This window comes from Bradyrhizobium cosmicum, assembly GCF_032290525.1.
GTDB lineage: Bacteria > Pseudomonadota > Alphaproteobacteria > Rhizobiales > Xanthobacteraceae > Bradyrhizobium > Bradyrhizobium cosmicum_A.
Map to the genome: position 1 here is coordinate 1 of NZ_JASXTA010000556.1, position 240 is coordinate 240.

The following is a 240-nucleotide window of genomic DNA, read 5'->3' on the forward strand; positions in this document are numbered from 1 at the left end:
GTGCGAGGCCGCCCCACACGTGGAGGTCCTCGTGGGCAACACGACCCGCGAAGCCGCGCTGTTCACCGCGCGCATCCCCCCGCTACTCCGGCGGATGAACCACCCCCGCAAGTCCCGCGGCGTGGAGTGGATCCTGATCAGCCCGTTCACCCAGCGGCTCTACGGCCGGGGTGCCCGCCGGTTCGCGCAACGCCATGTCCGCTCGGGTGGCACGGGCGCACGCTACGAGTTCTCGTGGGG

General features: G+C 72.1%; 1 protein-coding gene. It reads left to right on the forward strand.

The features are described from left to right. Positions 1 to 31: 31 nt before the first annotated feature. On the forward strand, positions 32 to 240 hold a 209-nt coding region (locus QSV46_RS40920; protein ID WP_314964465.1), incomplete at its 3' end, for a hypothetical protein.